Genomic DNA, 24734 nt, shown 5'->3' with positions numbered 1-24734 from the left:
TAAAACTGTATTGTATTCATCTGGCGTAAAATCAGCCAGGGCAAGAATATGGCGGCGAGTCCAGGTGGCATTTGCCATATAAGTCGTCAAGCAATTAAATAACTTAGTTTTGCTGCTCGTGACAGCTTTAAGAATTTCTGACACCCAGGAAACCCTAGATATCGATTAAGGTTAGCAGGTCGAGCAGGTTTACCTACTTTGTATTCTTGAGCCCCAAAACCTAAGATAACCTCAGCGCACACCTGTGTTAACCAAGAAAGCTGGTTTAGTGTTCGGTCAACTGATGATATCCTGTCCGGTTGAATACTTATAATTCCTTGATAATTGATCACTAGTTATTGCTCAGACAACACCGATTTATGAAAAGGCCATGACAGATTGGTGGAAGTTTTATCAATAACTGATCACTAACAACAAAACGCAACAGACCATTTTAAAAGTGATTAACCGGACTTGATCTAACACATCTATTTAATTGAGGGGTATAACCTATCATTCCAACTATTAAATAGTATGCTCTACTCAAGAATGTGGATCAAGAGGCACACATTTTTGTTGCTGTGCTTTAATCTTTCGCTGAACTCTAACTGGTACTCCCTTCACTGCTTTACCATAGAGGCGTTGAAACTCCCGTTCAAAATGGGCAGCAACCATAGGGCTATGAATAACTAACACCGTCTCATCGTTCCTGGTATTTGCTGCTTTTGACCAGTTGTGAGAGCCTGTAATCACTGTCTTTCCATCGAGAATGGCAAATTTGTGATGTAAGACATCTCCTTCTGGCAACTGAGGCACACCGACGGTAGCAATCGGTTGACGCCAAGGACGGTTACCACTCTCATATTGACACTTGTGAGTAACAGCTACTCCCATCATGTCCAAACCCTCACTGTAATAGCGAAAGGCAAAACTTGGCTCAATTAGCGCTTTGACCTTAACACCCTGTTGATGGGATTGCTCTAAAACATTAGTTAGCCGTTGCTCGGAAAAGACAAACAAAGCTATGTGAATGGTTTCCCTAGCCTGAGGAAGGATTTGAGCGATCAGACCATTGCTACTCTGATGCCAAGGTTTGGTAGTGGAGGTTGGGGAGAATTGTATAGCGATAGTTGTATCCCCCACAGTCGTATCCCCCAGAGTTGTATCCCCCAGTGTGACCTGCTCTACTGGTCGCGATGGCTTCTTGAGACCAAACTTACTGTCTGGTTTACCGCCAGCACCATCTCCCCACATCAGGTTAAATTCCTGAGTGAATTGCTTAGCTAACTCTACACTGTCAATCTTGAGTAGATTGTTGGCATTGCCACGACTCTCTCGAAACTGAAAGTCACCATGTAGATCACTAAGAGTGAAGTTGGCTGAGGTAATAATAGAAACTTTGTTATCAATAACTATAAACTTATGATGCATTAAGCCACTGCCCCGAGAACCATCCGCTGTGTCATCAATCATAGGTACACCACGATTTCCTAAGATGATTAAAGCGTCTCCTTCTGAAATTTCCGTTGCACTGAGCTGACCATCTCCGTCACGGTCGATCAATATTAGGGACTCATTGTAGCGTGAGCGTTCTCTTTGGCGGAGTTTTGCCACTGACTCAGCGGTCAGTTGACTTACCGGAAGGCTGTAGTTATTGTCTAAAATGACTCTGACCTTGACACCAGCTTGCTGACGTTCTACTAAAGCTTGGGCAATTCTGGGCATACGCAACTCCTGAACCGCCACATCTACTGTGGACTTTGCTGATGCGATCGCATCCACAATCACTTGCTCCAAGTTATCTCCCTCCCGAGTTACTCCCCGGTAAGGATCGGTGTATTGGGCTGACCTACTATGATTAAAGTAAGCCTGAACCCAAGGGTCTTGGGGCAGAGGGGGTTCAAGAGACACCTGTGGCTGAGCTTGTTGACAGCCACACAAAATCAATAGTATCAGCAAAAGATAATACAAATTCCAGTAAATGCACGCTGGTTGGGAACTCAAGGCATCAAAAAACCCGATTGGATAGCTGATTTCCCCATGCTAACAGCACAATCTTCAAATAGATGCAGTTGTTGAATTAACATAAAATACCAGGGGATATCAGTTGCCATCAAGTTCAACTCCCTCCCCTAATTGCCTTTTTTTATGGAATGGTTTACACCAAAGCCTAATTAGCGGGTTAGGGACTTTAACCCGAACTAGTGTCTTATGCCAAGACGAAAGAAAACATTCCCGTGTGGCCACAAGGGGTATGGTAAAACATGCCACCGATGTGATCAAAAAAACCGAGCACGGGAAGAGAAAAAACAGCAAAAACGGCAGTGGGAGTCTAGTTTTGAAGATGATCCCATTGACTTAAAAAACCTTCCTACCCATGTGGTGGTCAAAGCCCGTGGGATAATCGCTGGTTTGGAAAATCACCAGGATTACAGAGAATTTGGTGGCAAGCGGCTGCGCCACAACCGCTGGATCATCAGTATTCCTGTAACGCGCAACTACCGAATGATTTGTCACGACCAGGGTAGCTTATTGGTTCCTCACGCGGTTTTGTCCCACGAGGACTATAATGTTGGTAAACCAGGTGGTTAGTTATTAGTCATTACTTATTAGTTTTCAGTTATTAGTCATCAGTTGGAGAGAGACCTGGAAAGGTTATATGCTTAAGATAGAGATAGCTGGTTGCCTGAAAACCCATGCAAATTTATCTGGACTATAGCGCCAACACACCACCACGCCCAGAAGTCATTAAAACTATGCAAGATGTGCTTACCCAGCAGTGGGGTAATCCTTCTAGCTTACACCAGTGGGGTCAGCGAGCGGCCATTGTACTGGAACGAGCTAGAATACAGGTAGCTAGGTTAATCAATGCACCAGCGGAATCGATTACATTTACCTCTGGCGGTACTGAAGCGGATAATTTGGCAGTGATGGGGGTTGCCCAAGGCTACAAAAAACCCCAGCATATCATTATTTCTAGTGTAGAGCATTCTGCGATCGCTCAACCAGTGGCCATGTTGGAGCAGTGGGGTTGGCAAGTGACCAGGCTACCAGTGGATTCTCTGGGACGGGTCAATCCCAGTGATTTAAAAGCTGCCCTACAGGCAAATACGGTTTTAGTCTCCGTCATCTACGGTCAAAGTGAAGTAGGTACACTCCAACCTATTGATGAACTAGGACAAATTGCTCGTGAACAGGGTGTGCTGTTTCATACCGATGCAGTTCAAGTAGCCGGACGGCTATCTATCGATGTTCAACGACTACCGGTGGATTTGCTGTCGATTTCCAGTCACAAAATTTATGGTCCGATGGGAGCAGGGGCACTGTATATCCGCCCTGGTGTAGAGTTAGTGCCCCTGATCTCCGGTGGTGGACAAGAATCCCGATTGCGGTCTGGAACCCAGGCGTTGCCAGTAATTGCTGGGTTTGGAATCGCGGCAGAACTAGCAGCAGCGCAAATGCTAACAGAGACACCTCGGTTAATTCGATTACGCGATCGCATGTTTGACCAACTCGCTGATACTCCCTATCTCATTGCCACTGGTTCTAGAGACTATCGCTTACCCCATCACGTTAGTTTCTGTTTGACTTCCCCTACTGGGGGGGTGACTGGCAAAACTATAGTGCGCCAGTTTAATCAGGCTGGTATTGGTATTAGTGCAGGTTCAGCTTGCCACAGTGGTAAACTGAGTCCAAGTCCGATATTGTTAGCAATGGGTTACAACGAGCCAGCTGCTTTGGCTGGAATTCGGTTGACCCTGGGGCGAGATACCACAGAAGCTGATGTAGATTGGACGGTGATGGTACTCAAGCAAATTTGGGAACGACTGATGCCACAACCAGAATTATCTAAGGTCTAACTTTGCTCAAAAAAGGCTCAATTGCTCCTATGGGTAGGGTGGATTGGCGCTCGATTAATGTGGCGAGACATTAGTTTTCCTTTTTCTTTTAAGCCATTAATATTAGAGTTTTTGATTAACACACAGACAGACTCATGAATGAACTTCCTTTGAGCTTAGAAGATGCGATCGCTCAAGCTAAACAAGCGACCAAAGCCGCCCTAGATGACGGTCAAACCAGGGTACAAGTGGAGTTGGTCTTTCCAGAAATTGCCCTCCAAGCCCAGTCAATTGCCCAGGAATTTATTCCTATCTTTGAGCAGTATGGCCCCGGACTGAAAATCTTCTTTCCTGATACCGGTGCTTCAGCCCTTGCCCTTCGTGACTGGGGAGAGGTACCGTTTAAAATTACTGATGTTGGTACCAGTCGCTCCCCAGCAGAAACTAGAATTGAAGATGATGACCAGGTTTTCTTGCTAGTGGGCCCGTCTGCCGTGGAAGTAGCCCAAGTGGAAAAGATTTGCAATTTGGCGGGGGATCGCCCCTGTGTGATCCTAAATCCTCAACTGGAAGATGTCTCTATTGTAGGGATTGGCTATGCCGCACGTCAGTTACGCGATCGCTTTCTGAAAACCCTAGAGTCTTGTTATTATCTGCGACCCTTTCCAGGGGGTGCTCTATGGCGTTGTTATCCTTCTATGTGGCAAGTATGGCTAGAAATAGATGATGAGTATCAGTTGGTGACTGAAGAACCTAGCAAACCGACAGCAGAGGCTCTTGATCAAATTATACTTAAGGCAAGTCTAGTTAACACGACTAGCCCAGAAGATGCTCAAAATATACCATCTGCCCAAAAAAAACAGTCGTTATTCTCAGGTATCCAGAAATTCTTAAATGCTCTGAGTCGTTGAACTCACAGTTGAGCTCAGGTCAGAAAAACGTTATCAAAAATCTACCTAGCGAGGCAAAAAAACCTCGTCTGTATAGAGCGGCGCGTGTTAAGCTACGTCTTGGCTAGTTAGTTGGATGAATGGCGGACAGGAACTTTGATACTTTGTTATCGTCTGTTGTTATCGTCTATAATGAATATAGTAGGGTAATCAAATTAAGAGCTAACCGCCACCTACTAGCTAAAATAGATAAAATTTTTTGGTATTTTTCCGGCGCGGAGGGGCATCTCGTGTCGTCAATAAAGCTTGCCGAGTATCCGTTACCGTTGGGTGGAGTTGGCAAGAAGCCTACACTGAAATCGTTCGCGGAGCGGCTGTGTAAGAGCAGAGTCAGTGTAGGATTATGTCACAACTATCATAGAGGGAAGCGGCGAACTTGCCAAGGCAAAAGGTGAAAAATGTGCGCGTAATGTGGAATTAATGCTTTCCGAATGTCTAACAACCTAGATGCTCAGCCACCAGCAGTAATCAAAGACGAATTTAACCTAGATAACTTCCTAGAAGATATACCTGATATAGAGGAAGTGGAAAAACCAACTACTGATATCATCCCATACCAGACCGATGATGCTGGAGAACCGAAAGTTGGCATGGAAGAACTAAATAGCTTAGCTGATATATTTGAAGGTCAGACCCCTGATTTGGATCAAACCTGGCAAGAAGAAGAAATTATCGCTCCAGATAACCAGCAGTTGTCTAGCCAATCAGACAATTCTATCACTACAGACGAACCACAGGATTTATCTGACCTGATTAAAGAACTTGATGAGTTGGACATTCCGGAGGCAGCAGAATCTACCGAGGAAGATTTACTCAGTTTGTTCGATGAGGAATTTCCAGAAGAAGCAGCCTTTGAGTTACTACAGTCAAGGGAGTCAACTCGAAAGGATAGTCAACCTAACCTTACTCCAAGCCTGACAGATAAAGACCTTGAAGAATTACTTTCTTTTGGGAGTAGTGAGGGGAGCCTAACTCAAAAAACTAACCCAGCGGACGAATTAAGTAGTTTATTTGATGATACCTTTTTTGAAGAAAATAGCTCAAGCTCGGAAAGTACTCCTCCCACCAAATTAGATAGTTATGGGATGGGCAAACAGCAGCCTATCCCACCAAGCACCCCACACCCGGACCCCACCCACACCGACCTGAATGAAGATTTAAATCTGGTCAATGACTTGGAGCTGATTCCAAATCACCCCCCTGCAAACCATGAACAGCCAGCAATTAATTCCCCATCAACCACAGGGTCTCCAAAGCCCACCTCGACTTCAGCTCGACCCAGTGAGGCGTCTACACCCACTCGTAGTCCAACTGTCAAAGGAAAAAATAGAAAATCCCATCCCATAAAATCAAACAAATTACCAGATTCATCACCAAAACCATTACCAACAACCCAAGATCAATGGCAGCAATTAGAGCAGCTGTTGGCAGAAGCTACCGCACATTACCAAAACGTTGATTTTGACAGTATAAAACCTCTGGATGTGACCTTACCCACTGCTGAGGTGGTATCAGAGCAGAAAAGAATATTTGATGAACTAGAACTCCTATTAAATGAAACTAGTAGCCCTGAACCTAACCACTCCCTAGACCAAGAAACCCCGAAAACCAATCAGGCGGATTCAGTAGAGGATGACTTTAAAGACCTCGAGGACTTGCTACAGCAGGCAAATCAAAGCATCTCTGCTATTCCAGGAGGGATGAATCAGGAGCTGTCTCGCCAAACAAGGCGTCCGAGGTCTAAGCTATTTGAACAAACCATGCGGGTACCGGTTAAACAACTGGACACCCTGAGCAATTTAGTGGGAGAACTGGTGGTTGGTCGCAATACCTTAGAGCAAGATCAAGAACGGCTGCGGCAATTCTTAGATAATTTATCCCATCAGGTATCGAGCCTCAACGATGTGGGTTTGAAAATGCGGGATTTGTATGAGCGAACCCTGCTGGAAAATTCCCTATTGTCTAGTAGTAAGATTTACCGAACTACAAGTATCCAAGAACGGGAACAAGGAAACCAGAATTCCTCGACCTTAGAAGAGTATCACCCCCTGGAAATGGACCGCTTTACAGGCTTCCATTTGCTATCCCAAGAGATCATTGAGCTGATTGTCCGGGTTAAGGAGTCGGCGTCTGACATTGAGTTTTTGGTGGATGAAACCGACCAAGTAACTCGTACCCTCAGACAGGTAACCAATCAACTCCAAGAAGGACTGACGCGATCGCGTATGGTGCCCTTTGCCCAAGCAGCAGACCGAATGCCCCGTGCAGTCAGGGAAATTTCCTTGCAGGAAGGCAAGGAAGCCGAGCTACACGTTGAGGGGCGGGAAACCTTGATTGATAAAATGATCTTGGAACACCTCTATGATCCTATGACCCACCTGGTCAACAATGCCATTACCCATGGAATTGAGCTACCAGAGGAACGGCTGGCTGCAGGGAAGCCTAGGGCGGGTAAAATCACCCTCGGGGCATTCTACCAGGGAAATCAGACGGTGATTTCCATCTCGGATAATGGGGGGGGCATTGATCCAGATCGAATTAGAGCTAAAGCCCTTGAAAAGAATCTCATTTCCCCAACTGAGGCAAAAACCCTGAGCGACTTGGAGTTGTTCAACTTTATCTTCCACCCTGGGTTCACCACTGCTGAGAAAGTCACTGACACCAAAGGTCGAGGGGTAGGCATGGATGTGGTGCGCACCTGCTTAAGTGAAATTCGGGGAACCATTACTATCGACTCTACTCTCGGGGAAGGAACCACCTTTACCATTCGCTTACCCCTGACCCTGAGTATTTGTAAAGCGCTCTGCTGTGTGAGCGATCGCGCCAGAATTGCTTTTCCCATGGATGGGGTCGAAGACATGCAGGATGTCTCCCCTGACTGCATTCAGACCAATTCTCAAGGTCAAGCCTTTCTTCAATGGCGGGACAGCCAGATCCCATTCAAACCCCTCTCAGAATTGCTGACCTACCATAGCCAACTCAGCCGGGCGAGCGTCTATGGCAGCCAAAGGGAAGACAACCTGATTTCTGTGGTGGTACTGCGCAGTACAGGTAACATGCTCGCCGTAGAGGTTGATCAGGTATTGGGGGAGCAAGAAATTGTTATTAAGCAAATCGAAGGCCCTGCACCCAAGCCAGTAGGCATTACCGGGGCGACCGTCTTAGGGGATGGTCGAGTAATGCCCATTGCTGACGTCCTAGAACTGATTGACCTTGCTATGGGTCGGATTCGTAAAGATGGTGGTGTTGCGATCTGGCAAAGGATGGAAACTCCGACTGCCAGCGGAGCCGAGGTCAATCTCATCAAATCTGATCCCATGGTGTTGATTGTGGATGATTCAATCACAGTCCGAGAACTGCTTTCTATGACCTTCAGTAAAGCTGGTTATCGGGTAGAACAAGCCCGTGATGGTCAAGAAGCCTGGGATAAACTCCGGTCTGGTTTGCCTTGCGAGATCGTATTCTGTGACATTGAAATGCCCAGAATGGATGGTTTAGAACTGCTATCTCGCCTTCAAAAAGACCCAGATTTGTGTGAAATACCCCTGGCCATGCTCACCTCTCGTGGTGCTGATCGACACCGGAAAGTAGCTGCTGATCTCGGTGCTAGAGGCTATTTTACCAAACCCTATCTAGAAGACGTGTTACTAGATGCTGCCCAACGAATCAGGCAAGGGGAAGTGTTGTTAGCTGGAAGTAATCAAGAATAGATAATGCCAGCTACCCGTTGGCATTAGTCATTGCTCAGCAATTCTCATTTTGGGAAATAGGTGTTCAAATTGTGGAAATGCCGATAGTGTATTAATATCATCTAGATCACTCAAGAGAGTTGAAGCGAGCCAAAGCACCAGAGTTGTTTAACACAATAGTCAGTTCTTTTCGCTCCTGTCTGAAATCTCTGCAAGACTTGCCCACGGGCAAAAACACTCGCTATGGAATGGAAGATGCCGGTTTAAGTGCCTTTGGTGTGTTCTTGACCCACACCCCATCATTTCTAGCTTACCAGCGCCAGATGGAAAAAAGCAAAGGGTGCAGCAACGCCCAAAGCCTGTTTGGAGTGCATCACATGCCTCTCGACAACCAAATTCGAAGTTTACTCCACCAAGTCTTACCTGAGTGTGTGTCACCAGTGTTTGAGTAAATTGTGCAAATGCTGGAAAACGAGGGGCATTTGAGGAAGTTTCCAGGATTTGCTGACACGCTGTTGATGCCACTTGATGGCAAGGAATATTTCAGCTGTGAGAAAATCCACTGTGCCCAATGTTCAACCGGAAAGAGCAAGTCAGGAAAAACGAACTCATAATATGCTATGGGAACCGATGTCACAATCAAGGTATCCAATGGTCATTGGCTCCAATAAACCCACTAAAACCGCCGCAAGCAGTCCATTATCCTTACCACTAAAGCCCGCCGGAGATAGTCAACAGCAACAGCCGCAAATGCTCGAACATTTTGAGAAGCTGTCAGACCCAATAGGTAAACAAGGGCTGCTTCATCCATTTATCAGTATTATCACGATTTCACTATTAGCTACCATGGTCGGTGCGAGGGGATGGGAAGATATTGAAACCTATGGAATCAGCCATTACCATTGGTTGTCTACCTTTTTACCATTGCCCAATGGAATTCCCTCGGCAGATACCTACAGGCGAGTGTTTGAACAAATATCCCCCAGTGTGTTTGATGATAGCTTCCAGAGCTGGTTAACTAGTTTAGTGACAGATAATGGGGCACAGGTGATTCCGATTGATGGCAAAAAAATCCAGGGTTCCTATGATCTAACCCTCGCACAATCAGCTTTGCATGTGGTTAGTGCGATCGCGAGTGAGCATCGGTTATTTCTAGGGCTTGTTAAAGTGGACGATAAAAGCAATGAGATTACAGCCATCAAGCGCCTTACTAGAATTATTGGATATCTCTGCATAATTACCATTGATGCCATGGGAACTCAGTATGAAATAGCCCATGATATCCGTGCTAAGGGTGGAGATTATGTTTTGGCGCTCAAAAAAAATCATCCCACTAAGTTTCACGCAGGTGAAGCAATGGGAAAGAAACTGCTGTTGCTAATGAGGCAAGAGGAGATTGAGTATAGCTATGATATTAGGGTAGAATCAGCACACCATCGTACTGAAAAGCGCGATTGTGTGGGCGGTAACTCTTGCCTCGTTAGACCAAGATTTATATAAGCAGTCCCACTGGTCTGGATTACAGACTATTGTGATGGTTATTCGCACCCGCGATCTGTGGAACAAAACTACTCGTGAGGTGATGTTTTACCTGACTTCTCTACCACCCCATGCTCAAAAGTTAGGCAAAGCTATCCGACAACACTGGTCCATTGAAAATCAACTTCATTGGGTATTAGATGTGACTTTTGGGGAGGATGGGAGCCGAATTCGTACAGGGCATACCCCACAGAATATGGCTTTACTCAAGCGCGCAAGGGTCTCAATTTACTCAATCTTGAAACAAGCTATAAACGTAACACTCGTCAAAAAGCTAAACGAGCCAGCATGGATACAAGGTATATGCTGAAGGTTTTGAAAGCTTCGATTCCCTTACAGTCGTGCCTTATCCGAGTCATAATTTTTCGCCGCTGTACCCTGTGTCACCCTCCCAGCAGAAAAATACTTTTGCAAGAGGTCTACTCTAAGTTAGGATGTTTTGAGAGATAAATGCTAGAGAATCTTTCTCTGATGAAAATTGTTGAAGTTTTCCTAGCATTTTATGTTTATTCCAACGGTTGTAAATATCAAAAAAATATCACAGATGCTCACCGCTTTCCTTTCTGGTACATGGCTTGGTTTTTCTTTACTAGTAGCAATTGGAGGACAAAATGCTTTCATATTAAAACAGGGCTTAAAGCAGGAGCATGTTTTTATCATTTGTTTAATTTGTGCTTTATCAGATGCTATTTTGATAGCTTTTGGTGTTTCTGAATTTCATGTAATCATAGAAGAAATACCTTGGATAGAAGAGATTGCAAGAGATTTTGGAGCAATCTTCCTTACAGGCTATGGTATACGTAGTTTCTGGTTAGCTGCTAAATCATCTGATTCTCTAATTCCATCTACTGACGATTCAACATCTCTTGCCATTGCTATTACAACTTGCCTTGCCTTCACATGGCTTAACCCTCATGTGTACTTAGATACAGTTGTGCTTGTGGGGTCAATATCCACCCATTATTCTACTGCAAGAATTCAATTTGCACTGGGAGCTATCTCGGCATCGTTCATATTCTTTTTCACCTTGGGTTATGGGTCAAGGATGCTGTCACCAATTTTCAGCAATCCAAGATCATGGAAAATTTTAGACATAGTAATCGGAGCTATTATGTTTATGATTGCAATAAGTTTGTTTTTGTGAGGAATAAGCTTACAGCGCTTGGAAATTCAGTTAGGTACAAAGTTCTGGATTTTTAGGGAGCAGGGAGCAGGGATTTCGGAGCAGTAAAACAATTCTGTGTAGCTGATAGTTATGCAAACTGCCGTATCGATCTTCAGTTGTTTTTATCCGACTTATTCAGCAGACCTTACTCAGGTAATTAATTGGGGAGCATGTCACAATTGCAGAACAAAAGTACTAAATCTCTAGCCCCTTCATGGGTTTAAGCTTGCTCTGATCATACATAGTTTATTTCTTCTGCAACTTGGACCTGCTCCCATTAATTCTGTGTAGGTGCTTACTACAAACGTATTAATGAGCGTGCACGGGCAAAACGTGGATCTTCAAGGCGAAATCCATCAGGGTTTGTTCCACGTTCCAATGCTAAGTAGTAGGTAAATAGTTGCAATGGCACAAGGCAAGTTATAGAGCAGAAGGGTTCTGGAACTTTAGGTACAGCAACCCAACTGGTTGCGTCAGTTTGCAGTGATTCCGCCGTTCCGTCGCTGATGACCAAGGAGGCAGCACCAATTTCTTGGATGAGTCCCACTAGCTCGATAACGCGCCCCTGTGCCGCCCCTGCTGGCGCAATCAAAACGAAGAGATCTTCTGCTTCAGCGCATTGAAATGGTCCATGCAGAATTGTCTCGATTGACATACCCTCAGCTTGCAAGTAGGAAGTTTCCTTAATTTTTAGTGCGATCTCATGAGCCGTGACAGCATTCGGACCACCACCAACTAACCAAATACGCCGTCGATTAACGTATTCGTGGGCAAGTAGTGCTATCTCATTCTCTGTTTCCAGTGCTGTGAGTAGTGCCTCAGGTAGTTCATGGTGCAGGAAGTTTTTCGTTAGAAAACTTGCCCCAGTGCGATGATAGCCGATACGTTCCGCAAGAGCAGATAGGACTGAAATCGCACCAATGTAACTGACAGTATGAGCTGATGACTTATCTTGTGCAACAGTAGTAAGGGTAATGTCGGTTTGCACAGCCTCATTAGCTCCACCCTCACCTGTAATAAACACTGTGTAACAACCTGCTTCACGGGCATGTTTGAGCGACTCAACTGTATAGAGTTTATTCCCACGATGACTAATACCAATGACGCAATCCCTTGGTGTAATGCGAAGTCCATAAAGCGCAAAGTCAAATGAGTGAACTGCCTGTGTGAACAGCTCTCCTCCATACAAACGCATTAGGTGTTCACCCACCTGAGCAGCATAATGTGAAGTGCCAATCCCAACTGTAAATAGCCGCTCGCAAGAGGCTATACGGGCAGCACACTGATCAATTAATCTTTCATTGCACCTAGCAGCATGGGCAAATGCTTGAGGTTGCGCAAGAATTGCCTCATATATATGAAAGGGATGTTTCACTCTTTGTTCAGTAGACATATTAATAGTTGTCCTCTCTATCGTGCAAGTTTTGCATTAATACAACTGGGCTTCGTTGCATAAAGAGTATGAGTTGAGTAGGATAATCTGTAGAGAGAAAAATAAAACTCCCCCCAGCCATGATATAAGCAACGGCCAAGATCCAATATAAGATTAGGAATTGGAGTGAGTACAACGCAACCCTCAAAAACCGAGGAAGTCTGACAATGGGAAAAACATGGTAAAACAGAAAGGACTATTCTGTTTGATATGGTGTCCAAATTAAAGAGGTCGCTTCAACTCTCGCGACCCAATCACTGCTGTGAAAATTAATAGTGGTTGTATTCCTATATTCAAATCATACTAAGGTTGAGTTTCTATGTGTTTATGCAGAACTTTGAAATATCTTTACCAAAGAAGCTTAGACAACAATTATACCCCGGTTGTTTCAGATAAGTATATGGCAGCGTACAATAACTATATAAAACCACCGAAACTTAGAGGGCATATTGTTGATCTAACTCATACATTAGGACCACAAACGCCCGTATTCCCAGGGGATAAACCTATGAGACTAGAGATAGCATCAACATATAGTGAGAATGGCTATCAAGATTATGAATTACATCTGAATGAGCATACTGGAACGCACTTAGACGCTCCCATTCATTTTATCAAAGATGGCATTGCTGTGCACGAGATTCCAGTTCATTGTCTGTGTGGACCCTTGGTGGTGTTAGATATTCGAGACCGTGTGCTACATAATCATGATGCTACAGTGATTCCGGACGATATCTTGCGTTGGGAAAAGAAGTATGGAAAGATCCCTAGCAATGCCATCATTATTATGAATAGTGGCTGGGGAAAGTACTTCGGAGATAATAATGCTTTTGTAAACATGGATAAACAAGGAATTCCTCATTTCCCTGGTTGGAGTAAAACGGCTGTAGAGTTTCTGTTGGAAGCAAGATCTGTGCTTGGCATCGGTGTTGATACTCTTAGCCTTGATCAAGGGGCTTCGGAGGATTTCCCAGTTCATAATACTTGGTTGTCGAATGGGCTTTGGGGATTAGAAAATGTGGCTAACCTTGACAACATTCCCCCTTCAGGAGCATTCCTTTTTGTTGGGGCATCTAAAGTTTATGGTGGAACTGGAAGCCCAGTGCGCTTAATAGCAGTCATTTGACAATCTCCGTCCTAAAAGAACGGGGATTCTTGGCTCTACTACTCGTCGTGGCTCTTTCAAACCGGAGTCAGAAAAAGTAGAGGACAAATTTCCCCAAGCGTTTAGATCATAGATCTAGGTTTCGGTGTGCCGGAGACGAAACCTTAGAAGATTGGAGCCTTAATAAAAAAGTTTTAACCAAAGGTGCGCTTTCCGTCGGCGAATTTAATTCGACGACTGTAAGCGCACCTTTATACTTTTTTATCTAAGTTTTTCATAGACGTTGTAGTCGTTAGACCAAATTACGGAATACGTATCTCATACATATTTTTTACGTTGTCTATTTATGATTAGATAGTACCTATCTGACAAAAAGTTTATTGCTTATGCTTTTATTCTATCACATAATCATGAAAAGCCGTCCTAGAAGGACGGGGCTAATGACCCAAACTTTTTGGTAACAGTTCCACTTTTATGACGTGAGTGCCCCTCTCACGTTCAGACAACTACAGGACTAAGCCGCTTCAGAATACCACCCAGAATATCTTGTGCTCGCAGTGACACAAGGCTGATCGAACCGGCATCCCCCAAACCATGTGAAGACTCACATAACCCATTCAAGTATATATCTGGTAAAGAAACTCCTTCTTTCATGGCAATACGGTAGTCCCGCTCCACCTTGAGATAATCGTCTGTCCAAACAAAATTATCTGCTACATCACGGAGTAGTTTTGGCAATCCTTCCTGGCCATTACGACCGATATCTAAGAACCCAGTTGCCAATATCATTAAATCACACGGGAGTTCATCTATATTGCCCTTATAAAGCTGTCGGATAAGGATAGATTTTTTTCCATTCGGGTTGATCTCGTCAACCACACAATTGCGATAAATCTTCAAACGTTCGCGATGGTTTATTTTGTCCTCATACCGTATTAAATACAAGGCATCAAGAATATCCTTATCTACTGAGGAGTAGTTAGTACGGCGAAGCTGTTTATCCAACTCTGCTCTCATTTGAGGTGGTAGCCCATGGTAGTAATCTACAAACTCAGGAAAGTATACTTCATCACTGAAACAGCTAGTATCCTTGAGGCAATATGAAAAAGAACGATGAACCGAATAGATCTGCTGATAGCCTTTGTTAATTAGATCCAAGATAATCTCCACAGCACTCTGTGAAGCTCCAAGCACAACAATAGGTGAGTCTTTATCATATTTTTTAATATGATGGAGGTAATTAACAAAATGAATAACGTTTGGACTATTTACTCCCTTGATTTTAGGAATATTAAGATTCCTACCCGTTCCCACTACTAAACACCGAGTTAAGAAGTTAGTACCTTGGTTATTTGTAAGTCGCCATAGGTATTGACCACTTATATAAGCGAGTTCAATTTTGGTCACAGAACTTCCATACACCACGTTCTGAAATTGACTTCCTGCCCAGACAATATAATCGTAGTAATCTTGTCTAAGGGGATGCGTAACTCCAAGGTTAAGGAAATCGAACAACCGACCACTCTGATGGAGATAATTGACAAAAGTATACTTGCTTCTAGGGTTGACTGGAGTAACCAAATCCCTCAAAGGGTTGTTTTGGATATTACTACCATTTAGTAACATTCCCTCATGCCAAGATACTTGTGTATTACGCTCTATAAAGAGCACTTTGCCTGGATAATTGCCTTCCTCCATAGCAATGGCAAGAGCAATATTAGATGGCCCAAAGCCGACTCCAATAACATCGTATATTATCTCTTCACCAGCAATTTTGGAAGTTCGTGTTGTATATGACAACATGGTACCAATTCCTCCCAATTATAGTTAGATAATTCAAACTTATCACGAATAGATTGTGTATACTTAGGGCAAAAAGGGTCAAGTCCCATTACTAGTAAAACAGGTACGAAGGGAAGTAAAGAATGATTGCCATGTTGGAGGGATTCTCGTAAAAAATCAATAATATTCAGAGCGCGTTGGGCTAAAATACTTGACGAATAATCCTTGAGATCTAGAGGCTTCGACAAGATAGAGATTATTTTCTCTATAGTCTTATTATTCTTGTAGTCATCTCCATTTTCCATACTAGTTAATTTAGCATTGAAAACTTCTACAATATCATTAATTTTTCGGGCAATTTCAGATACTGTCTTTTCAAAGGCTATAAGGGAAAAGTTTGCTTCTTGAAATTCAGGGCCATGCAACGCAAGGAACAAGCGAATAATATCTGCCTCGTAATCCTTCACCAAATCTCGTGCCCAAATGAGATTACCTTTACTGGTTGAGAATTTAGAAGAGCCAAGATAATAAAATTGGTTAGTGATAAATCCACGTGGCAAAGGCCAATCGAACCCACATTTTTGTGCGGCTATCCCTAAGGCGAAATGGACGAAAACATAAAAATAAGAATTATCGAAACCAAGAAACTGGACATATTCATCTTTGTTACTTAGTTGACCTGCTGATTTTTTGAGAAAGTAAATGTGACCAGGATACATCTCTGCCCAAACATTTAGTTTCTGATCAGAAAGAGCAAAATCTATACTAATCCCCCGATTCATTTTATAGGATAGTGGAAAAGGGGTCATAGGTTGATCTAGAAGAGAAGAAATGAGGTGCTTTAGCGCGGGGCGGTGTGTTTCCATCCCAAGCAAATATTGTTCTAGCTCAGAACGGAATTCCTCAAGTTTGAGGACAAGCCTTGGTTCCTTCAAAATCTCTAAGCCAGGATATTGCACTTCAAGAAGATCAATTGCAGAGTTAGGATGTCCACAGGATTCACAAATACCACTACATGTATAACTCAAGCAATTGGGACAGAAACCAGAGATAAATGATTCGATCGGGTAAGTATCCGTCTTCTTATCATAGAAGACCTGCATTTCAGCTACTTCAACAAGGCCAGATGAGTATAACCGTTCAAAGAAAGCCTGAACAAATTCGCGATAGCTCGCATCCTGATTCCCAAAGTGATCGATAGCAATATCATAACTTGAGAGTGAATCACGGATTTCAGTACGAGACTGGTTGATCAAAGATGTAACCTCTATTCCCAATCGCCTAGCTGTCGTATCCACATAGGATTGGTTGTCATCAGTGCTGACAACATAGTGCGCTTGCTGTCCATGTTGTCTGATATACCGTTTGAAGATATCTGCAGCTAGATACGGACCAGACAGGTGGCCAACATGTAGATCCCCATTGGGAGTAGGTGGTGGTGCAATAATAAGAATCATTTCTGAGATAGGTCTCCTTGCTGGGAATTTATAGCATTAGTCTGATTATCTATATAGGTTTTAATTTGTTCTCGCGCCTCTGGCGAGTCCCAGAAGATGGTAATAAAAGTTAGTGGATCCTGATTTGACAGGTTCTGAAACCTATGGGTTTGTTCTCTGGGAATGAAAACAACATCCCCAGCTTCAAGATCTTCTTCTTCTGCCTCAATGTACATCCTTCCCTTCCCTGCCAATACGATAAAAGTTTCTAGCTCATCATGCTTATGGGGGGTTGTACACTCACCGGGTCGCACAGAAGCAATTGCGGATCCCCAGTAGAGAGGGTTAGATAAATCCTGGGAAGGATAAAGTCGCCGTAAATCGCAACCATATTCATACTTACTTAAGGCTTCGATCTTACGTTGAATATACATAAGCTATCTGACTCCTTTAAAAAAAAACTTGTTAGTGACTTCTGTACAAAACGGATTATCATAAACCGACAAGATGTAATGCTTCCTGTGCAAAAGCTTGGCTACACTTTGCGAGGTTTCCATTTCCTCCTGTGATTGTTATATAATTCCCTTTTCGCTCTACAAATGGCTTACCATTACTCGTAAGTGAAAGGGCACATGGCTTGACTGACAAAAGTTTGTGGGATCCACCCATAAATTCCTCTATATACAGCAATGCTTCCTGTAAATAACTGTACTCAGTATATCCCCCTTGGAACCACCATATCAACTTATCTATGCTAGCTAACTCTTCATAATGTAATTCTGTAAATCCGAACTTTGAGATAGCTGTATTCTCTAATTTTTGATACTGGAAAAAGCCGTAGGCATTCTGAAAGACATTTTGCTTTGGGGATGAATCGATAAAGCAAAAGCTACCTTCTTCTACATCTAATGGAGCAGTGGTGTAAATAAGAACTTTTCCTACAATGGTGATTTTACCTTGTTTGAAAGCTTCTTCCGAAAACGCTCCCCGGGTGTCAATAACAATGTCTGTGCTAGCGCTTTGACCAGTTAATGGAATAAGCTGATATACCTCTCTATCCTGTGTAACAGAGGTTACTGCCGTTGGATAAATATTTATGCTACGCCTTATTGAACGCCTATTCATGGCTTTAATATATCTCTTTGGGTCAAGGAAGCCTCCTTCTATATCTTCAGCATTGAAGAGTGGTCGTACCCTTGCTGAATGTTGCTCATCAATAGGCTGAAGGCTGGCATACAACAAGGCATCTTGGTTATCTTTACGATTATAATATACAGGAAGGTCGTAGAAGACTTTCATTTCTACTTCCTTTTCCAAAGCTCTAATTTCCTGAAGATTACGGATTGCCAGATCTTCCCAGTAGTGGTCATCATGATAAGTTCTAACAAGCCTTGAATCATCCTCATGGCTTGAGAAATAGCGACCTGCTGTACCATAGTTTGCGCCATATCCCACAACACTAGAATGATCTTTTGAAATCTCGTCTAAAATAGCAGATCCTAGCAAGCCATTCCCAATAACCGCAAAGTTAAAATGCATATCATCTATCCATATATTGCCCTAAAAATTAGCCTCCATGAATACAAATCTTGATTTACCAACTATGAGTTAAGCGGCTATGAGCTTTTGCCCGAGCACTTAAACTAAGAATGCGAAGCAGACCTTCTGAGTCAAGATGGCTAAAACTTCCAATGTTCTCCATAGAAGTTGTTTCTTTTGTATAAATACTGTGTGGTACATCTTCAGCAGAGACAAATGTTACATGTCCTTTGTAAATATCTACTGTAATCGTACCTGTAGCTAAATTTGTTACGGGCTCAATAGCTCGAAAACCCATTTGCGAAGGGAGGTCAAAACCTAAACCATAGTAAATGTTTTCTCCAAGTTGTGAAGCCATCTGATCGAACATCTTTTGGGATGCTCGATCAAGAATTAGTTGGAGGAGAAATCTGTAACATTTGCTAAGAATATCTATACCAGGCTGTTCATAAACTCCTCTAGATTTTAGCCCTACAATTCGATTCTCAACAACGTGAACTCCAATTCCAACCCCGTTTCGACCTCCTATTTGATTAGCCAACTTAAACCCATCAAGTAAAGACACTTGATTTTCGTTAATTGCGACTGGCCTTCCTTGCTCAAAACGAACAACAAACCTTTCAACCTTATCAGGTGCATTTTTTGGATAAACTCCCATAGTAGGAGTAACAAAATCTGAAGGTGTCTTTAAGTCTTCAAGCTTACCTCCTTCATAGGTGATACCCAATAAATTTGCGTCTGTTGAGTACGGAGTATCTTTAGTTGCTCGAATTGGAAGCCCATGAGCCTGGCAGAAGTCAATCATTTCGGCACGACCTTGAAATTTATCCAAATAGATCGGATCGCGCCAAGGAGCATATAACTTCACTTCTGGATTGAGCATGTGAGCCATAACTTGGAAACGAATTTGATCATTGCCACGCCCTGTAGATCCATGGGCAAGAATTGAGAGTTTATGTTGAGTCATTGCTTCAAGGATACCCTTAACAATGATGTGGCGTGCAATTCCTGTTATATTCCAATATCCACCTTCATAAAAGGCTTGAGCTTGAATGAGTTTCAGCCCTGCTTCAGCAAAGTGGTCTTGTAAATGAAGGAAATGATGGCTATATGCACCGGATTTTCTTATGCGATCTCCAATATGAGAAATATCTTTCTCATCTGGTTGGCCAAGATCGGCTGTAAAACAAATAGCTTTCACTCCTCTATCAGTAAGCCAACGAGTAATCGTACAACTATCGAGCCCACCTGATACAGCAAAGGCAATTGGTTCTCCAATTTCAGCAATTTCCAGTACTGTATTAATATCTTTCATTTTAGTTTTTTATTCCTGTTTTTACTTCCTTTATAAGAGGATGCAATTAATCCAATTTCTCAGAGGATCATTGGAAAGCCAAAGTTATTACCTTAAACTAATCAAGCTATCTCTAGGATATGTCTCTATAGCCCCTATGATCAGGCCATACTAAAAAAATAGTAAAGTAACATTTATGACTTTCCAAATAGTTTATTACAAAGGTATTTATGCAGATAATTTGATTTTAGGAAACAATCATATTTGATTCCTATCAGTTAATTACCACAATCTGCTCATTGCTTTAACTATTATCTCACAACCTTGGCGGAGGTCATGGATATCAATAGTTAATGGCGGTAACAATTTTATAACACTACTGTTCCTTCCGCAGACCTCAACAACTAAACCATTTTCAAAGCAAAGCTGTGAAACTCTTTTAGATACTTCAGGACTACTGTGACTTGACATATCAATTCCCCAAATCATACCAGCTCCACGCACTTCAACTCCTTCAAACTTTTCTAAAATTTCAGATTGCATAAAATTGGATAGAAAAGATTCTTTTTCTCTTAACTTAATTTCTAAACTCTTTCCTCCCCAATAGTGGTCGAAAGCGGCACTTGCCCCAACAAAAGCGAGCTGGTTTCCTCTAAATGTTCCATTGTGTTCGCCAGGCTCCCAAATATCGATATCCCTCCTCATTAGGACTACTGATAACGGTAAACCATACCCACTTAAGGATTTAGAGAGCGTAACAATATCTGGTGTAATATTAGCTCTTTCAAAGGAAAAGAAATAGCCTGTGCGACCACAACCTGCTTGTATATCATCGCAAATCAGCAGAATATCATGTCGCTCACACAAACTCTTCAAGCTCTCTAGCCAATCAATAGAAGCTACATAGACACCTCCCTCTGCCTGAACTGTTTCAACAATTATTGCTGCTGGCAGTTCAATGCCTGAAGAAGGATCTGTTAAGATTCGATCTATATAGCCAAGGGAATCAAAATTCCCATATGGACTACTTTCATAAGGAATAAATGTAACATTAGTCAAAGGCAAGCCAGCTGCTTTCCTAAATTTTTGATTCCCTGTCACAGCAAGGCTTCCTAAAGATACACCATGAAAGCCTCCCATGAAGGAGAAAATACCTTCCCGACCTGTAACTTTTCGAGCTAACTTAAGAGCAGCTTCAATGGCGTTAGTTCCTGTTGGACCAGGAAATTGGATCTTGTAGTCCAACTCCCTTACATTCAGAATATTTGAAAACTTATGGAGAAATTCTTTTTTTGCACTAGAATACATATCTAGGCCATGGATAAGACCATCCTGGGATATATATTGAGATATTTTATCCTTAATAAAAGGATTGTTATGCCCATAATTAAGAGTTCCTGCACCTGCGAAGAAATCAATTAATTCTTCTCCAGACTCAAGATAAAGTTTTGAGCCCTTAGAGCGACTAAAAACAGCAGGGAAACTTCTACAGTACGATCTAACGTTAGACTCGTAACGATTAAATATTTCATCAATAGGATGATCAGGGCTTAAATAGTCCGTTAATATTGATTTTCTCTCTGGATCTTGAATTGCTTTCTGTGAATTCATGGCTAATTATATCCGTAATAGTAGTATTGGATACAGAAATTTTAGGTCTACATTCATATCATAAAACTAAATTAGTTTCTAGATTCTTTTAATTTACAAAAATTAAAGGTTTAATTTATAAAAATGAATTTTATTGATTTAGCAAACTTAGAGACTGTTTGAAAAGTATGGATTATCACCTCAAAGATGATCACCTCAAAGTGGTCTAGATTACCTAGACTTATCCATCAAAGTCCCTATTTTTCACTTGGCTCTAAGAGTGAATCAGCGTAACCTTTCAGACTTTTCAAACAGCTTCTTACAGTTAACCAATTAGCTAGTCTGGATTAGCAACTTAAAACTAATCATCCCCTAGAAGGCTTGCTAATAAAGCCTGTTGAATATGCATTCGGTTTTCTGCTTCTTGCCAAACTCGAGATCTAGAGCCTTCAATAACCTCTTCCGTAATTTCCTCCCCTCGCCGAGCTGGTAAGCAGTGCATCACAATAGTTTCTGACCCTACATTGCTCAATAATTCATCATTTACTTGATAAGGCTCAAATAATGGAAGACGCATGTCTCCAGAGTCGTCTTGACCCATACTAGCCCACATATCTGTATAGATGATCTGTGCATCTTGTATTGCTAATTTGGGATCGTGGAGAAGCTGCACTTCAGTTCGGCCTTGAGCAATTGCCTTAGCTTTCTCTAGAACTGTAAGATTTGGTTGATACTCTTGAGGCGTAGCAACTCTAACATTCATGCCTACTAGGGCACAGGCAAGCAAAAGTGAATGGGAGATATTGTTGCCATCGCCTAAGTAAGTTAGTGTGAGATCAGAAAAAGACCCGAAGCATTCTTGAATTGTGAGGAGATCAGCCAGTACTTGACAAGGGTGTTCAAAATCACTCAAAGCATTAATAACTGGAATGTTGGCATAGCGGGCGTACTCTTCTAAGTGCTCCTGGCCAAATGTACGAATTGCTAGCACGTCAAGGTACTTGCTCAAAACTCTTGCCATATCTGATAAAGGTTCTCCTCGAGACTCTTGGGTTAGTGCAGGATTAAGATCTAGAACCTTCCCTCCAAGTCGAGACATTGCTGCCCAGAAACTAACCCGAGTTCGCGTAGAAGGCTTGTAAAACAACAAGCCCAAAAGTTTATTCGATTGAATGTTAACTTGACCACTTTTCATTTTCCTTGCTAGATCTAAAAGCTGAAGAATTTCTTCAGCTTTTAGATCTGACAGACTAAGTAAGTCTCGCCCTTTTAAAAAACCTATTTCCATTATTATCGCTTTCCGTTCACTGAATTGAATTTTTGCAGTATTTGACCTTTATGATTATATAGCTTCTAGCAAAATTAAAAACTATTTTTTGATCACGGTAACAGGGAAAGACTTCCAGGCCATTAATTACCATTAAAAGATCTTTTGGAGTCGTCTTGATGATTGAGGTTAAGCGCAGCATAGTAACTACGCTGCTGGTCGTCCATGCCAAAGGAAATAACTACTGCCTTTTGAGTAACGGTGATCACATACTTTTAAGTATTGTTACTGTAGGTTTTGGTGAACTGATCACTAATACTCATAATTTGCTGATTGTAGTTTAAATAACTACATAGTTTGCTATGCCATGGATATCCTCCACTAATTCGAGATAAATTTGACTAGCCGATATGCTTGTCTGCTGTGCATTAGGAATATTGAGGGATTACAGTGTATCCCACTTTACTGTTGATTACATCGACTTAGTGATTTCGTAGTTGTATTAACTCTTAGAGAAGAATATCACATAATTATGCACAGTATTATGCACAGTTAATAAAAGTTATCAATAATCTTAATTAAAAATAAAGGCCATAAAAATTGATCAAAAATGTGATATTTAAGCCATTACGCAGGTTTGTCAGACCAGTAGATATAGGAGTTTTAAATGATTCGTGAAATATAGGCACTGGTTCCGTTAAGCGGGTGGTTGAAAGTCTTGCTATATCTGAATTAGGAGGGATAATAGGTAAGATTTGACCTGTCACGACTTAGAGGTGAGCAATGGAGTTATTATCCCAAAATTGTCCGTTGTGTGGTAGTCCACAAGTTAAACCCCACGACCGCTATGAGACCCAAAACGGCACAGGAACCATCTACCATTGCTTTGAGTGCGATACGTACTGAGCGTGAGACCTTCGCCACCCCCATAGCAGGACTGCGCACCCCCTTAAGTCGCATGATCGAGATTCTCAAAGCCAGAAGTGAAGGGATGGGTCTCAATGCTGACGGGGTGACAAACAGCCTTAAAAGCCTTACTGGGTGTGGGGTGACCGGGTGCAAGGGTGTCGGGTTTAGATCAGGAGCTTGAAACGTTGGTAGGGACGCTTGAATCAGGTTGGGGACGGAATGAAATTGCACCGGGTAACTCGAAATTCCCTTCTATTTTCCCCACACCCCACACCCTACACCCCACACCCCGTTTACTTTTTAGCCTTTTTGTCACCCCCTCAGCTATAATACAGTAGTCAGTTTGGTTAGGGCAGCTTCTCAAAAAGGACAAATGATTCATAATGCCAGTGTGCAGAATATTGAAACAGCCTCGCAATTAAACCCTTAAAAATAGGGATAAATCGGTATTTAATACCACAAAATGGACATTGACATTTACTTAGCGCTAGAGTATAATTGAAGTGTAGAATCCAGCTCTAACGATGCCAAGAAAAGAAGGAGTAACAAAAAGGATATCGACTCAAGTCGTCCCTGTGGCAGGGATGACAAAGTCGGTTGAACTTGAATTGCTGCAGGTAATGAAAAAGCTGGGTATCGTCAGGGCTGAGTCCTACAACAAGCTGGGAAGTATTAACCATTGGGGACTAGATTGGAAAAAGGCGTACCCAGAAGTAAGGAGTTTTAGGACTCCCGAATCCCTGGGACTACCTTCAAAACTAATGGAATGGACGGTCAGTGATGTAGCGAAAGCAATCACAGCCCAACAAGCAGCTTGCACTGAGGCCGTTGTCAAAAGGATTTACAAAAGGTTCTCTGGTACATACAACCAAAAGAGAAGAAAAGAGCTTTGTAGACAGCTCAAAACTTTAGCTTTCCTAGAAAATCCTTTACTACACAGGTTTGTCAGGAAGGAATACCAACGTGGGCATTCTTGGGTTAAGAACCAAATAGTCTATCAACAGGGAGGTTATACCTGTAAGCAACTTTCTCGCAACACTTATCAGTTAGAGTTAGCTGGGTTGAGAAGAGGAAAAAGGAACAAGGTAATCGGTAAGAATTCAGGTCATTGGAATCAGGGAAGGATAAGAAACCGTTGTTGGGGAAACGGTAGCCTCAAGAGCTTGTCGGAAAAATTCCACAGCCGAACGACCCTGGACACGGCAGGTTTGGATGACGC

At 42.5% G+C, this 24734-nt stretch carries 16 protein-coding genes and 3 pseudogenes; 10 read left to right on the top strand and 9 right to left on the bottom strand.

The annotated features are described in order from the left end of the window. Nucleotides 1–522 precede the first annotated feature (522 nt). Entirely contained in the window at nt 523–1938 is a 1416-nt protein-coding gene (locus F6K38_RS18715) for a phospholipase D-like domain-containing protein (RefSeq protein WP_353737201.1), read from the bottom strand. 252 nt (nt 1939–2190) lie between these two features. Between F6K38_RS18715 and F6K38_RS18710 the strand changes: the two genes are divergently transcribed. The 7 genes and pseudogenes from F6K38_RS18710 (at nt 2191) to F6K38_RS18680 (ending at nt 11140) form a co-directional block, all read left to right on the top strand. Beyond that, complete coding sequence (locus F6K38_RS18710; RefSeq protein WP_008178278.1) at nt 2191–2571, top strand: DUF7682 family zinc-binding protein; 381 nt, start codon at nt 2191–2193, stop codon at nt 2569–2571. A gap of 104 nt (nt 2572–2675) precedes the next feature. After that, nucleotides 2676–3839, top strand: a complete 1164-nt coding sequence (locus F6K38_RS18705; protein ID WP_287357115.1) for a cysteine desulfurase family protein — start codon at nt 2676–2678, stop codon at nt 3837–3839. Nucleotides 3840–3973: 134 nt separating this feature from the next. Continuing rightward, nucleotides 3974–4729: a DUF1995 family protein gene (locus F6K38_RS18700; protein ID WP_008178282.1), complete on the top strand. Its 756-nt coding sequence runs from the start codon at nt 3974–3976 to the stop codon at nt 4727–4729. 470 nt (nt 4730–5199) lie between these two features. Further along, nucleotides 5200–8478 (top strand): hybrid sensor histidine kinase/response regulator, encoded by a 3279-nt coding sequence (locus tag F6K38_RS18695; protein WP_287266333.1) that lies wholly within the window; start codon nt 5200–5202, stop codon nt 8476–8478. 155 nt (nt 8479–8633) lie between these two features. Beyond that, nucleotides 8634–9065: pseudogene (locus F6K38_RS44275) on the top strand (hypothetical protein); the annotation flags it as partial. A 142-nt stretch (nt 9066–9207) separates the two neighbouring features. Beyond that, a pseudogene (locus F6K38_RS18685) lies at nt 9208–10314 on the top strand (ISAs1 family transposase); the annotation flags it as partial. Nucleotides 10315–10498: 184 nt separating this feature from the next. Then, entirely contained in the window at nt 10499–11140 is a 642-nt protein-coding gene (locus F6K38_RS18680) for a LysE/ArgO family amino acid transporter (protein ID WP_008178299.1), read from the top strand. A gap of 319 nt (nt 11141–11459) precedes the next feature. Here F6K38_RS18680 and F6K38_RS18675 read toward each other — a convergent pair whose 3' ends face one another. Beyond that, the gene (locus F6K38_RS18675; RefSeq protein WP_287313655.1) at nt 11460–12554 is read right to left on the bottom strand and encodes an SIS domain-containing protein; all 1095 of its coding nucleotides are present in this window, start codon (nt 12552–12554) and stop codon (nt 11460–11462) included. A gap of 358 nt (nt 12555–12912) precedes the next feature. Between F6K38_RS18675 and F6K38_RS18670 the strand changes: the two genes are divergently transcribed. Continuing rightward, complete coding sequence (locus tag F6K38_RS18670) at nt 12913–13719, top strand: cyclase family protein (protein WP_353737198.1); 807 nt, start codon at nt 12913–12915, stop codon at nt 13717–13719. Nucleotides 13720–14196: 477 nt separating this feature from the next. On the opposite strand, the gene F6K38_RS18665 is transcribed toward F6K38_RS18670, so the two are convergent. From F6K38_RS18665 to argF, 7 genes are all read right to left on the bottom strand, one after another. Continuing rightward, entirely contained in the window at nt 14197–15501 is a 1305-nt protein-coding gene (locus F6K38_RS18665) for a SidA/IucD/PvdA family monooxygenase (RefSeq protein ID WP_008178307.1), read from the bottom strand. Next, nucleotides 15453–16937, bottom strand: a complete 1485-nt coding sequence (locus F6K38_RS18660; RefSeq protein ID WP_287249779.1) for a class I tRNA ligase family protein — start codon at nt 16935–16937, stop codon at nt 15453–15455. Before F6K38_RS18660 ends, F6K38_RS18665 begins: the two co-directional genes overlap by 49 nt. Continuing rightward, nucleotides 16934–17350, bottom strand: coding sequence for a cupin domain-containing protein (locus F6K38_RS18655; protein WP_287249777.1), 417 nt, complete (start codon nt 17348–17350; stop codon nt 16934–16936). The genes F6K38_RS18660 and F6K38_RS18655 overlap by 4 nt, the downstream gene beginning before the upstream one ends. 58 nt (nt 17351–17408) lie before the next feature. Then, entirely contained in the window at nt 17409–18455 is a 1047-nt protein-coding gene (locus F6K38_RS18650; protein ID WP_287266330.1) for an FAD-dependent oxidoreductase, read from the bottom strand. 55 nt (nt 18456–18510) lie between these two features. After that, complete coding sequence (gene argG, locus F6K38_RS18645; protein WP_287249771.1) at nt 18511–19770, bottom strand: argininosuccinate synthase; 1260 nt, start codon at nt 19768–19770, stop codon at nt 18511–18513. A gap of 261 nt (nt 19771–20031) precedes the next feature. Then, a complete protein-coding gene (gene ectB / locus F6K38_RS18640) occupies nt 20032–21360 on the bottom strand; it encodes a diaminobutyrate--2-oxoglutarate transaminase (RefSeq protein WP_008188187.1) in 1329 nt (442 codons plus the stop codon). 340 nt (nt 21361–21700) lie between these two features. Beyond that, the gene (argF, locus tag F6K38_RS18635) at nt 21701–22627 is read right to left on the bottom strand and encodes an ornithine carbamoyltransferase (RefSeq protein WP_008188186.1); all 927 of its coding nucleotides are present in this window, start codon (nt 22625–22627) and stop codon (nt 21701–21703) included. Nucleotides 22628–23453: 826 nt separating this feature from the next. Between argF and F6K38_RS18630 the strand changes: the two genes are divergently transcribed. Further along, nucleotides 23454–23696: a hypothetical protein gene (locus F6K38_RS18630; protein WP_008188185.1), complete on the top strand. Its 243-nt coding sequence runs from the start codon at nt 23454–23456 to the stop codon at nt 23694–23696. A 343-nt stretch (nt 23697–24039) separates the two neighbouring features. After that, nucleotides 24040–24734 (top strand): annotated as a pseudogene (locus F6K38_RS18625) (hypothetical protein); the annotation flags it as partial.

Origin of the sequence: Moorena sp. SIO3B2 (assembly GCF_010692525.1) — a bacterium.
Classification (GTDB): domain Bacteria; phylum Cyanobacteriota; class Cyanobacteriia; order Cyanobacteriales; family Coleofasciculaceae; genus Moorena; species Moorena producens.
This window is presented reverse-complemented; position numbering and strand designations above follow the sequence as displayed.

Bases quoted from the DNA above. Each gene is read 5' to 3' on its own strand.
- argG (WP_287249771.1), bottom strand. From the start codon at position 19,770: ATGAAAGATATTAATACAGTACTGGAAATTGCTGAAATTGGAGAACCA.
- F6K38_RS18675 (WP_287313655.1), bottom strand. From the start codon at position 12,554: ATGTCTACTGAACAAAGAGTGAAACATCCCTTTCATATATATGAGGCA.
- F6K38_RS18630 (WP_008188185.1), top strand. From the start codon at position 23,454: ATGAGACCCAAAACGGCACAGGAACCATCTACCATTGCTTTGAGTGCG.
- F6K38_RS18700 (WP_008178282.1), top strand. From the start codon at position 3,974: ATGAATGAACTTCCTTTGAGCTTAGAAGATGCGATCGCTCAAGCTAAA.
- F6K38_RS18660 (WP_287249779.1), bottom strand. From the start codon at position 16,937: ATGATTCTTATTATTGCACCACCACCTACTCCCAATGGGGATCTACAT.
- F6K38_RS18650 (WP_287266330.1), bottom strand. From the start codon at position 18,455: ATGCATTTTAACTTTGCGGTTATTGGGAATGGCTTGCTAGGATCTGCT.
- ectB (WP_008188187.1), bottom strand. From the start codon at position 21,360: ATGAATTCACAGAAAGCAATTCAAGATCCAGAGAGAAAATCAATATTA.
- F6K38_RS18705 (WP_287357115.1), top strand. From the start codon at position 2,676: ATGCAAATTTATCTGGACTATAGCGCCAACACACCACCACGCCCAGAA.
- F6K38_RS18670 (WP_353737198.1), top strand. From the start codon at position 12,913: ATGTGTTTATGCAGAACTTTGAAATATCTTTACCAAAGAAGCTTAGAC.
- F6K38_RS18680 (WP_008178299.1), top strand. From the start codon at position 10,499: ATGTTTATTCCAACGGTTGTAAATATCAAAAAAATATCACAGATGCTC.
- F6K38_RS18665 (WP_008178307.1), bottom strand. From the start codon at position 15,501: ATGTTGTCATATACAACACGAACTTCCAAAATTGCTGGTGAAGAGATA.
- argF (WP_008188186.1), bottom strand. From the start codon at position 22,627: ATGGAAATAGGTTTTTTAAAAGGGCGAGACTTACTTAGTCTGTCAGAT.
- F6K38_RS18710 (WP_008178278.1), top strand. From the start codon at position 2,191: ATGCCAAGACGAAAGAAAACATTCCCGTGTGGCCACAAGGGGTATGGT.
- F6K38_RS18695 (WP_287266333.1), top strand. From the start codon at position 5,200: ATGTCTAACAACCTAGATGCTCAGCCACCAGCAGTAATCAAAGACGAA.
- F6K38_RS18655 (WP_287249777.1), bottom strand. From the start codon at position 17,350: ATGTATATTCAACGTAAGATCGAAGCCTTAAGTAAGTATGAATATGGT.